Below are 12108 nucleotides of genomic sequence, written 5' to 3'. Positions count from 1 at the left end.
ATCTGCGTTACACGCAATTTCTCAGATACAGATGCATTATCATCCGGCCTTTTGGCTATCGCTCCACTCCTTTTCGCGCAGCTTGTATTTCTGAATTTTACCTGTGGCGGTTTTGGGCAACTCCCCAAACACCACGTGCTTTGGCGCCTTAAATCGGGCCAGATTCTGCTTGCAGAAATCAATAATGTCTTCGGCTGTGGGTTCTGCACCGGGACGGGGGGTGATATAAGCCTTGGGCACCTCGCCCCACTTGGGATCCGGGGTTGAGACCACGGCCACTTCCATTACAGCCGGGTGCTGATAAATGGTGTTTTCCAGCTCCACTGTGGAAATATTTTCTCCGCCGCTGATAATGATGTCTTTTTTACGGTCCATGATCTGGATGTATCCGTCCGGGTGCATCACCGCCAGGTCCCCGGAGTGAAACCAGCCGCCGGCAAATGCCTCCCGGGTGGCCCGGGGATCCTTGTAATAACCCAGCATCACGTTGTTGCCGCGCATGACAATCTCGCCGATGGTCTGGCCGTCACGGGGAACCGAGGTCATGGTCTCAGGATCGACCACGTTCATGTGCAGGGCATGCACGTAAGGCACTCCCTGCCTGGCCTTGATCCTGGCTTTCTCCTCAGGATCCAGGGACTTCCACCGGTCCTGCCACTTGCAGATGGAATGCGGGCCATAGACTTCTGTCAAACCGTAAGTCTGGGTGATGTTGGCGCCCACGTTTTCCATGTTCAGGATCACCTGGGGGGCCGGGGGAGCGCCTGCGGTCATAATCTCCACGTGATGGTCCAGCTTGATGCTGTTTTGTTCGGCATGGGCTGAAAGCCCGATCAAGACCGTGGGTGCGGCACACAAGTGAGTGATCTGCTCGGAACCAATCATGTGGTAAATGGTTTCCGGCTCCACTTTCCGAAGGCATACATGGGTGGCGCCGGCTGCGGTCACGGCCCATGGAAAACACCACCCGTTGCAGTGAAACATGGGCAGGGTCCACAGGTAGTTGGATTCCGGGGTTAAGCCGAATTCAATGAGCTCGCCCATGGCGTTTAAAAACGCTCCGCGGTGGTGGTACATCACGCCCTTGGGTGAGCCCGTGGTGCCGCTGGTGTAATTGATGGTGGCCACCTCCTGCTCGTCTTCCACCAAAAACGGGGCCAGTTTGCCCGCACCTGATGCCAGAAACGATTCATAATCCGTTCCCGGAAGCGGCATCTCATCGCTTGTGTCACAGATGTTGACGATGCGCTTGACATGCGGCAATTCTTCCTTGACCGGCTCGATTCGGTCGGCAAATTCATTATCCACAAAAACGATCCGGGATTCGGAGTGATTGATAATATAGCCCACTTCCTTTGGGGAAAGCCGGATATTGACACAGACCAGAGCCGCCCCGATCATGGGTACGGCAAAGTGGGCTTCAAGCATGGGCGGAATATTGGGGCTGATAAAAGCCACCTTGTCTCCCTTTTGAATACCTGCATCGGCCAGGGCCGCGGCAAGGTCGCGCACGCGGCTATAAAACTGTTCATAGGTGCGGCGGGTCTCTCCGTGGACCACTGCAACATTGTCCGCATACACCACAGCGCTTCGTTCCAGGAACTGGACAGGGGTAAGCACATCGTGATTCACCGGTGTCATGGCAAAATCTCCTTGTTTGATTCATTTTTGGCTTTGGAAATTGAAAATGCACAATTCACATCAAACACGGCAAGAAGCATGCCGTTTACATCGAAATCAATGGAACTGCTTAGAATAAAAAGGGATTAACAACAGGCAGGGCTATCCGGAATATCGACTGCAGAAAAACACCCTGGGGTTAAAAAACCCCAAAAACAAAGACATCATGACAATAATTATTTGATTCTAATGACTAAAAACAACTTGAGGCCAATCAACCCCAAAATCGGACTACTTAATCCCATGCTGCTGAATTTTTTTAAACAACGTGCGGCGATTGATTCCCAGAGCCGCGGCCGTATCGGATCTGCGCCAGCGATACTTTTTCAGGGCGGAGACAATCAGCTTTTTTTCCACATCCAGAAGGGCGTCTTTCAGACTTGCCGGCTGATCCTGAATTACCTGAAACATCTCTTCAGCAGGCCTTTGGGGGTCAGGCGCACCGGGCAGCTCAAACCGGTTGACGGTGACATATCTGTGAATCACATTCTGCAGCTCCCGGACGTTTCCCGGCCAGTGATGGGCATACACGGCATCGAGCATGGCGCCGGTAAGCTTGGGCCCATTTTCTGATCCGGCATACAAATTTAGGAAATGATCCACGAGCAGGGGAAGATCCTCCCTTCGGTCCCGCAGCGGGGGCATGTAAACCGGGATCACGTGCATGCGGAAAAAAAAATCTTCCCGCATCCGCCCCTGCCGTACCAGGAATTCAGAATCACGATTTGTGGCTGCAATGATTCGAATATCGGGTTTTCGCACCTCCCCTCCCCCAACCGGAGAAAAACCTTTTCCGTCGATTACGCGCAATAATTTAACCTGCATGGCCGGGGAGATTTCTCCGATTTCATCCAGAAACAGCGTGCCGCCGTGGGCCTGCTGCAAATGACCCGCCCGGTCGCGATCCGCACCCGTAAAAGCCCCTTTTTTGTGTCCGAAAAATTCGCTTTCAAGCAAATTTTCCGGAATTGCGCCGCAATTGACCACCACAAAAGGCCCCTCTGCCCGGCTGCCCACATTGTGGATCTCCTGGGCGACCAGTTCCTTGCCGGTGCCGGATTCTCCGTATATGATTACATTTGCAGTGCTGGCCGCAGCATGCACGATATTTTCATAAATAGCCTGCATTTCAGGGCTTTTGCCGATAATCGCCCCGAAGCGAAACCTTTCCTTCATTCCGGTTCTGAGGCTGCGGTTTTCCTGCCGAAAATGGTCGGCCTGGGCGGCAAGGGCCTCTTCGGCCTGTTTTCGCTCGGTGATATCGATCATCAGGGTTTCAACGGTGAAAACCCTTTTGTCCGGATCAACCTCCTGCCGGGTTACGGCATAATACCACCGGTCGTCAAGCTCGCTTTGGATCTCCCGCCTTACCGGATGGCCGCCTGATGCCGCATGAACCGGACAATTGGCACATGGCCGATTCCGGCCGTGAAAAATGGCATAGCACATCTCTCCTGTGGCGTTATGGCCGATTTTTTCCTTCATGCTCCGGTTTAAAAATACAATCCGGTATGATCTGCTAACCGCGTAAATCAGCCCCCCTGCAGCTTCAATGACCCCGTTTAAGGATGCCTGGCTTCTTTGAAGTTCCCGCTGAGCGGTCTTGAGATCGGTGATGTCCATAAAAGAAGCAATGGAGTGTTTTCCATCCGGCAGCATAGCCACCTTGATCCATATATCACGCACCTGCCCGGAACGATCCACCACCCGGCAATCGTACTCCTCCGGAACCAAAGACTCCCGGCGCCTGCGTCCGTAATGATAAGAAACCATTTTATCCAGGTCTTCCGGGGCAATAAACCGGCTCCATTTCATCCGGTGCTCAATCTCTTCCCTGGCAAACCCGCTTAATTTCTCAAATTCCACATTTGCCATGGCAATGGTCATGTCCGGCTCGATGATAATGGAAGCCGCCCCGGATTTTTCAAACACCTGGCGGTACCATTGACGTACAGCGTTTGATTCTCTTGCCATTGACTTCATAATTCTATATAGATCACACAGTTGTTTTTTTTTCAATTATTGATAAGCTTGTAAAAAGTCTTTTTTACAGGCAGCATTAAGTTTGAAGTGATTAAGTGTTAAGTAAAATCAACAAATTATTTTTTTATTTGTTGTCGTTTACAGAAGTTTCTGGACTTTACGGTGCAATCAATCATTGCTTGCGGGAACATGAAAGGAAGTGTAATGAAACGGGCAGCACGCATTTTTGGTTTTCTGCTCACCGGTTTTTTGCTGATCTGTTTTGCAGCCGGGTGCGGTTCCGACAGTTTTATCATCAAACGGCAGGATCTGTCTGCGGTCAGCGACAGGCTTGCGCTTCTGGAACAGCGCATGGACCTGGAGGCTGAAAAAACCGACATGCTCCTGGATCAGTGCAGGAATCAGAAACAATTTCTTGTACAATCCATGAAACAGCACGATGATTTGCTGCAGGGGCTTGAACAGCAGCTGCGCCGGGTGCACGATGAAACAAAGAAAAAGCTCGCAGATCTTGAAAGCGCTGAAAAACCCCAACCTGTATCCAGGCCCGTACTGGAGAAATCCGGCACAGACAAAATGTTGATCGGCAGGATTGAAAAAGTCCGGCTCACCCCTCCCGGCGAGATTTTCCACGCCCGCATTGATACGGGCGCAACCACTTCGTCTTTGGATGCCCGCAATATTGAAACATTTGAAAGAGACGGCAATCGCTGGGTCAAATTCCAGATTCAGGATCCGGGGCAGGAAACCTTCTACGAGGTGGAAAAGCCGGTTGTGCGGCACGTTCGCATTATTCAGGCATCCACGGAAGAAACCACCAGGCGTCCAGTCATTGAGCTTCAGTTTCAAATCGGCGGGACCAAAAGAATCGAGGAATTTACCCTTGAAAACCGTTCCCACCTGAATTATCAGGTATTGATCGGCCGAAATATTTTGCGCGATCTCATGGTCGTCGACGTTGCCAAGGAATTCATCGCCCCCCTTGCAGGAGAAAAACCAAGCGAAAAAACAGATAAATGAAGTCCAAATCCGCTTTTTACATTGTTGTCCTGATTCTGGTCCTAACAGGTCTGGGGCTTGCCTGGCTCAGACATGTAAACCTGGATATTCCCCTGGTACCGGGCCGGACCCGGCCGGTCTGGCACATCGAGGCCAGAATCGACTTTGTGGCAGAGGGCGAACCGGTAAAAGTAAACCTGGATCTGCCCGGCAGCCCGCCGGGATTTGCCCAGGTCTCCGAACAGGCCGCATCAACGGGTTATGGATTTTCCATTGTGGACACTCCGGCCGGACGCCGGGCGGAATGGACCCGGCGCAGTGCCCGCGGTGATCAAACCCTGTATTACAAAGTCCAGATGATCCCTGAGACGGATGCCGCCAAAAAATCCGAGGTAAAGCAGCCGCCGAACCCTGAAACCGTGTACTGGGATCCCTTGCAGGCAACAGCCGCACACCAGCTCGAAGAACAGGCCTGGGAAAAATCAAGCACCCCTATCAGTTTTGCAAGGGAGCTGATCAAACAGCTCACTGCTTCAGAGCCGGATCAGAATGCCTCCCTGCTGCTAAGTCAGTACCCCCTGCCCGAACTTTTGATGCGTCTGCTCAATCACGCAGGCATTGCCGCACGTGTTTCCATGGGGCTGGAACTTCAGGATGCCCGCAGGTACCAGTCTTTAAAACCCATTTTGGAAGTGTTTGACCAGGACCGCTGGGTGCCGGTGGATCCGCGCACCGGAACTCACGGACTGCCCGAAAATCTGCTTTTGTGGCACAGATCCGGAAAATCCCTGCTGGATGTCAACGGCGGCAGCAACTCTGAAATCCATTTCTCCATGATCCGCCAAACGCTTCCGGCAATGGACCTGGCCCGTTTGCAATTTCACGAGGGCGGTCTTTCCCGGCTGAGCCTCTATTCCCTTCCCATCGAGGAACAAAGCGTTTTCAAACTTCTTTTGCTGCTGCCGGTGGGTGCCCTGATCATCACGTTCATGCGCATTGTCATCGGCATTCGCACTTCCGGGACATTTATGCCGGTGTTAATCGCCCTTTCCTTTCTACAAACGCAACTGGTGCAGGGCATTGCCGCCTTTGTCATTATCGTGGCCCTGGGCCTGTTGCTGCGGGGGTATCTGTCCAGGCTCAACCTGCTGATGGTGGCCCGGATTTCAACTTTGATCGTGCTGGTGATTTTTCTGACCTCCATGATCAGCGTGATTGGCTATGAACTGGGCGTGAATCTCGGACTCACCATTACCTTTTTTCCCATGATCATCATTGCCTGGACCATCGAGCGAATGAGCATCCTCTGGGAAGAGGAGGGAAGCCGGGAAGTTTTGATCCAGGGCCTTGGCAGCCTCAGCGTGGCCGTGCTGGCCTATTTGTGCATGCGCATGCCCATTGTCCGGCACCTGACCTTTAATTTTCCGGAAATCCATCTGATTCTGCTGGCCGGCATCCTGACCATGGGGCAGTACACCGGCTACAAGCTCACCGAGCTCAAACGCTTCGGGGTGATGAGGAACAACGGCTGAAATGTGGATCTTTCCGCTACCTTTGCGCAGGCTTGGCTTTCTTGGCATGAACCGCAGAAATGTGGCCTATATCAGCCGGTATAATTCCCGGGGGCGATACCCGCTTGTGGATGACAAGCTCAAGACCAAGCTGCAGGCCGAAAAATTTCACCTGGCAACCCCGCGGCTGCGGGGGGTAATCCGGCATCAATATGAGATTGAAACCTTTGCGGGCATGGTCGAAGATCTTAACGGCTTTGCTGTCAAGCCGTCAAAGGGTTCAGGCGGCAAGGGCATTCTGGTGATCAAAGAGCGCAGCAGCGACCTGTTTGTTAAATCCTCGGGCCGCAGTATCGACATCCACGTGGTGAAAAGACATCTGTCCAACATCCTGGCCGGACTTTACTCCCTGGCCGGCACCCCGGATGTGGCCATTATCGAGGATTTGATCCAACCTTCTGAAATGTTTGAAAAACTGTCTTACGAGGGGGTGCCCGACATCCGGGTCATCATTTTCAGAGGATATCCGGTCATGGCAATGCTGCGGCTTTCCACCCGGGCATCCGACGGCAAGGCCAATCTGCACAAGGGGGCTGTGGGCGTGGGCCTCGATATTGCCACAGGCCGGTGCCTGCACGCGGTTCAATACTCAAAGCGCATCATCCGGCATCCGGATACGGGCATTGATTTAAACACCATTGCCATTCCGGACTGGAAAAATCTTTTGGAACTGGCCGCCCGCAGCTATGAAATCACACGGCTGGGCTATATCGGTGCCGATCTGGTGGTGGACAAAAACGCCGGACCCATGCTCTTGGAGCTAAACGCCCGGCCCGGGCTTTCCATCCAGGTGGCCAACGGTGCGGGCCTGCTGCCCCGCCTGAAAAAAATCGAGGCGCTGGATCCGGATTTTTCCCCTCGTGCGAAGCAGCGGGTGGAATTTGCCATGAAGGAATTTTGATGGCTGCGTAAAAAATTTTTTACATATCTTGATCTTTGTCAGGAAGGGAGCCCAAGGTCGGATTCAGTTTTTTCGCTCCTGAGCGTTTACGGATTCAGCAAATGCCTTCGCTGAAATTTCAAGAACTCGGCCTGTCGGCCTCAAACAGCTTGAAATTTCTTTGCTCCGGCATTTGCTGAATTTTTCCGTAAACGCTCAATGTCACTTCAAAAACCGAACCCCGACCTTGGGCTCCCTTGGAACTTCCTTGATTTGCAAAAAACCGGTCTCCTCACCTCCCGGTTTCAGAGAGCCCCCCGGTGCGGGCCCTGGCCGTATCCAGGATCTGTTGGATCTGTACGCGCACCGAATCGGGGATAGTGTCTGCCGGGCTCCGGGTCTGTCTGACAAGCTGCTGGGTGCGGTGGACGATGTGCTCGGACATGGATTTTGATACAGGACATGAAAAAGCGGCTTCCGGCTTGTCTGATGACGCAAAGGGCCTGACAAATCCGTACGCCGCCAGTTTCTCTGCGGTCTGTTTGACATTGCGGTAATCGCCTCCTGGACCCGCGGCCGCTATCTCCTCCCTGGCCAGGGTCTTTTCATCTACCAACACACCTTTGGCGATGTATTGACTTTTTGCAATGATTTCGTCAGCCAGAACCAGCTGAAAAAGGGAGCCACACATGCCCGATTCCATAAATCCCACGTCATGCACGAGGCTGGGCCCGCTGAGCATGGCCGAATGAAGCGACAAAGAGGCTTCGATTGCCGCCTGGGCATCCATTGCCTTGGAATCGCTGCATCCGCCTGCGGAAAAAACCGGAAGCCCCAGGTATTCCCCCATTTCGGTGAGTCCGGCTTCCAGGCTGGAAAGCTCCGGGGCGCCATATGCAAACACGGCCTCACGCATATCGAGTATGGACTGGGTGCCGCCGATGATAATACAAGCCCCCGGATTGACAATCTGGGAAATCACCACGCCGATAATCGATTCAGCCAGGGTCATTGAAATATGGGCGGCATGCGTGGCCGGAACGGTCCCCCCGCCGGTGCTTGCAGGGGCAAAAATCTGGGGGATATTGTTTCTGGCGCAATACATCACCTTGTCAATGGCGCTGAAATCAGAAAGAAGGGGGGAAATGGGCTCATTATAAAACAGATAATTGGGCTTCTGCCGGAATGTTTCCGGGCCGCCGGCCATGGCCATGGCAATCTGATGAATATCCCGGCAGTGCTCTTTGGACATGCACCAGGCAATGGGCGGCTTTGTGGAATTCTGAATCATTTCGGAAAACTCGAAAAGCCCTTCCATACCCCGGGGCGCGTCACTGACCAGGCCCAGTGACATCACAAAGCCAATGCCGGAAAGCGCCTCGCACACCCGTGCCACCATGGCTGCATCATTGCATGTGTAACGCCTTCGTTCAAAAGTAAGGGGATCGATAAAGTTGGGACAGGTGGGACCGGGGCCGAAATAGGTATGACCGTGCTCCACCCGCAGTGCGGCATGGCCCTGCCAGTTGAAAATCGTGCTCACCGGCGGCACGGAATCAAGGGCTTTTTTTACAATGTGCGGCGGCATATAAACCCGGTCCTGCGTCACCCGGCAGCCGTTTTCCGCAAGTATCCGGCAGGCCTGTTCATGCTTAACCCTGGCGCCGGTATGCTGCAGAATTTTGAGTACCTGGTTGAATATCAGCCGTTTTTGACCGTCAGACAAAAACGAGAACCGGATATACTGGTTTTCCGTCAGGTTGGTTCGGGTTCCCATCAGTGGTCCTCCTTTTGCGAACTTGCTGCCAGGGACCGCAGTTCGGTCAGCAGCTTTGGATCCATGTGGGCGGGGGTGTGCTCGTCCAGGATTTTGCGGCGTTGTTCAACGGCCCGCTGCTTCATGGTCGTGGCACCGGCCGCCAGCCAGCCGTCATAGATGGTCCGATTGATCAGGCGGGGCCGGAACCATTGCTGCCAGTGCTCATGGGTGTGATCCTGGGTGAGATATTCCCCTCCCGGCCCGACAGATTCGATCAGATCCATGGCCAGGTATTCTTCATTCGTACAGATGCCTTTTCCGATCTGCTTGATCATGGAGATGATTTCATTGCATATGACCAAGCTGTCCATGCAGAACTGCTCAGCACGGCTGATCATTCCAGAGCCGTAAATCATATCCGCCCCGGACAGAAAGGCGTAAAAAAGACCGGCGCTACAATCCACCCCGGCCTCCTGGCCCAGATCGCTGGCATCGGTAATACCCGCGGGCGACAACATGCCCAGCCCCAGCCACTTGGAAATATCCGTGTTGGCCGCCACGCTCAGGGCAAGTTCCGGAGCACCATAGCAGCATCGGTTGGAATTTTGTGAACCCGCGCCTGTCAAGCCGCCTCTGATCAAAGGCATGCCGGGCTTCTGAAGATATGAAAGCACAGAGACCAGCATGGTTTCCGCCAGGCTTTGAACCAGCATCCCGGCAATGGTCGAAGGCGCAGTGATTCCGGAAATCGCCCGGGATGCACACACGCAGGGAATCCGTTTTTCAGCACAGAACAGCAGCTTGTCGGCCGCATCGGCCGATAATACCAAGGGAGAGTCAATTTCAACGTAGTGCGCAAAAAATGGGTGTAACCGAAATTCCTTTTCCCCTCCGCAAAGCAGGGTCCCCATCTGCCACAATCCATGAAGTTGCCTGACATCGGCACTGCCCAAAAGCATGGGTTTGCAGGACCCTTCGAGCATGGCTGCCACAAGGGAGAGATCCCATGAGGTTCGGTTTGCGGAAAAAATCTTCAGGGGACCGGCGATAAAATCAAAATTGGGCAGAAAATCAACCAGACGGGCTGTGTTGTAAATCTTTTCATAAAGGTCCTGGCCCTCAGCCGGCGCTCCGTTATCCGGTCTCAGCGGATAAATCGGCCCTGCGCCAAACGCCAGCTCATCTTTCTGCAGCCGCACCTCCCTGGTCGGAGCTCTGCCGGCAAGGGCAATTTTTGAGGGGTGCCCGAGCAGTGCCCTTTCAACCAGAACCGCGGGAATGCGCACGAGATCTGTATCTGTAACCACAGCTTCGCTGCTTTCCAGCAATCGGCGGGCCTGAGGGCTTCTTACCCGGGCTCCCTGGCTTTCGATGACCCCGAGTGCATCAAAATAGATGCGCTCCATTTCATCTTCGGACAAAACCTGAAAATTCGGCGTGGTCTGAACGATCTCCTTTATTTTCATAGCCTCCCCCTGAAACCCTCCGGTTTTTCAATTTGGGATAAAATATCATAATCAATTCATGTTTTCAGGTATTTTTTTCAAATTGCCCCCGGGATGACGCGCTGACCGGCCGGATCGTTGAAACACACCGGAGACGCGGCCAAATCAAGCGTGTTATGAACCCGTGGGAAAACACAGCAGCAGCGGCATTCCAATAACTCCCAAATCAATGATGAAATGACAAATAAAAGCGGGAATGATACTCTTGTTGCGTTCAGCAATGATTCCCAGGACTAGGCCATAGACAAATGAAAGAAAGCCGAACACCGCTCCTGCGATCATGAAATGAATCAACGCGTATGCCAGGGCCTGGACGGTATTGGCCGTCCATATTGGATATGGCGCCCGCTTTATCAGGTTATAAAGGGCCAGACGGTATATAACCTCCTCGCCTGCGGCATTCATCAAACTCATCGCCAGCACGGGCGGCCAGAAAGCCGGGCCGCGAAAGCAAAATCCCTTTAATACAAACAATTCGAAACAATAATAAATGCTCACGGCCAGGCCGATGAAAAACGTGTATGAAAAACGGTTCCAACCCAGCCAGGGATTTATGGGAATCCTAAGCCAGCGAAGCCAGAACAGGCAGCAAGCGGGTATGAGGATCACCGGGGAATACCAGAAGATGCGGCCGTAGGCATCGGAAAGGGAAAAAACCGGCTGAATCGGCCAGGGCCATATCCTAAGCTGCCGGGTAAGATAATATATGAAAAAATTCAATAAAACCAAGGACACCAGCAGTGCGGCCATGGAAAAAAGGCGTAGAAGTTCCGCCCTGGCTTCATTTTTTACCGGTGCGGTTTCCGCAGATGAAAGGGATTTGGTTTTTCGGCAGGGCCAGGCGATAACCATGGACAAAACAAGCCCTGTGAAAAACAAAAGCCCCATGACAACCTGGGCCTGGGACAAGCCAAAAAAAACCCCGGCCTCGGTGCGGAAAACCTCAAGAACAATGCGTGCAGGAGGGTAAAGCAAAAGGTAGGCGGTAAACACCACTCCTCTGAAACGGGTTCGGATTTCCGGGCCGGAATAAACCCGGTTGTAGACCCGGCGCAAAAAGAAAAAAACAGCCAGATTCACCATGATTGCATACAGCGGCACGGGATTTTGCAGGCCAAGATGGAATCCATAAAAATACAGATTCACCCGTGCCCCCCAGCAGCATCCCACAAGCAGGCATCCTGTGCGGCCGAGGACGTGCACCAGTGGCAGATAAAGAAAAACCGTATCCAGTATCTCGGAAATTCTGAAACGAAACAGGCAAGATAGTACGACCAGAAAAATCACCGCCAGAATCATTCCGCCATGAAATGTGTGAGAACTGCCGGAAACGATGTTTTCAACCAGCAGATCCACACACCAGTGCTCAAACGGACGGTTGAGCATCCCGGCGGCCCGGGAGCCCGCATAAACCACCGGACCGATGCCGGAAATGAAAATTCCGGTAAACACAAAAACGCGCTTTTTGGAATAACCAAGGGGAAAATACAGCTTTCGGGATGCAAAAATGGCAAAAACGATGAATGCAGCCGCAATAACGCTGTAATAATAAATTTCCCCGAGGATCTGTAAGACAGGATACCGGGATGCCAATCCGAAGTATTTGAACATGAAAAACCGCTGTCCTGGCCAAAGGTTATTCCAGACAGTCCAGAAAGCCTGGAAAAATACCCTTTCATCCGGAAATGGCATTATTACAACATTTTCGTATGTTAAACAATAAAAACGTGA

At 52.8% G+C, this 12108-nt stretch carries 8 protein-coding genes; 3 read left to right on the top strand and 5 right to left on the bottom strand.

Translation table 11 applies throughout. The annotated features are described in order from the left end of the window. Positions 1 to 39 precede the first annotated feature (39 nt). Positions 40 to 1641: a long-chain-fatty-acid--CoA ligase gene (locus tag HNR65_RS04310; protein ID WP_181550235.1), complete on the bottom strand. Its 1602-nt coding sequence runs from the start codon at positions 1639 to 1641 to the stop codon at positions 40 to 42. 270 nt (positions 1642 to 1911) lie between these two features. Beyond that, positions 1912 to 3654 (bottom strand): sigma 54-interacting transcriptional regulator, encoded by a 1743-nt coding sequence (locus HNR65_RS04305; protein ID WP_181550234.1) that lies wholly within the window; start codon positions 3652 to 3654, stop codon positions 1912 to 1914. Positions 3655 to 3867: 213 nt separating this feature from the next. Here HNR65_RS04305 and HNR65_RS04300 point away from each other — a divergent pair, with 213 nt between their 5' ends. From HNR65_RS04300 to HNR65_RS04290, 3 genes are read left to right on the top strand one after another with little or no spacing between them, the layout of a single operon-like run. Further along, entirely contained in the window at positions 3868 to 4683 is an 816-nt protein-coding gene (locus HNR65_RS04300) for an ATP-dependent zinc protease family protein (protein ID WP_181550233.1), read from the top strand. After that, the gene (locus HNR65_RS04295; protein ID WP_181550232.1) at positions 4680 to 6194 is read left to right on the top strand and encodes an inactive transglutaminase family protein; all 1515 of its coding nucleotides are present in this window, start codon (positions 4680 to 4682) and stop codon (positions 6192 to 6194) included. Before HNR65_RS04300 ends, HNR65_RS04295 begins: the two co-directional genes overlap by 4 nt. A 1-nt stretch (position 6195) precedes the next feature. Continuing rightward, positions 6196 to 7134, top strand: coding sequence for an alpha-L-glutamate ligase-like protein (locus HNR65_RS04290; protein WP_181550231.1), 939 nt, complete (start codon positions 6196 to 6198; stop codon positions 7132 to 7134). Between the two features lie 271 nt (positions 7135 to 7405). On the opposite strand, the gene HNR65_RS04285 is transcribed toward HNR65_RS04290, so the two are convergent. The 3 genes from HNR65_RS04285 to HNR65_RS04275 all read right to left on the bottom strand — a co-directional run bounded on the left by HNR65_RS04285 (position 7406) and on the right by HNR65_RS04275 (position 11988). Beyond that, entirely contained in the window at positions 7406 to 8890 is a 1485-nt protein-coding gene (locus HNR65_RS04285; protein ID WP_181550230.1) for a trimethylamine methyltransferase family protein, read from the bottom strand. Beyond that, positions 8890 to 10338, bottom strand: a complete 1449-nt coding sequence (locus tag HNR65_RS04280; RefSeq protein ID WP_181550229.1) for a trimethylamine methyltransferase family protein — start codon at positions 10336 to 10338, stop codon at positions 8890 to 8892. The genes HNR65_RS04285 and HNR65_RS04280 overlap by 1 nt, the downstream gene beginning before the upstream one ends. 153 nt (positions 10339 to 10491) lie before the next feature. After that, the gene (locus HNR65_RS04275; protein ID WP_181550228.1) at positions 10492 to 11988 is read right to left on the bottom strand and encodes a prolipoprotein diacylglyceryl transferase family protein; all 1497 of its coding nucleotides are present in this window, start codon (positions 11986 to 11988) and stop codon (positions 10492 to 10494) included. Between the last annotated feature and the right edge of the window lie 120 nt (positions 11989 to 12108).

The organism is Desulfosalsimonas propionicica (genome assembly GCF_013761005.1).
Classification (GTDB): domain Bacteria; phylum Desulfobacterota; class Desulfobacteria; order Desulfobacterales; family Desulfosalsimonadaceae; genus Desulfosalsimonas; species Desulfosalsimonas propionicica.
The sequence above is the reverse complement of the archived record's forward strand: the minus strand, read 5'-3'. Positions and strand labels throughout refer to the sequence as shown.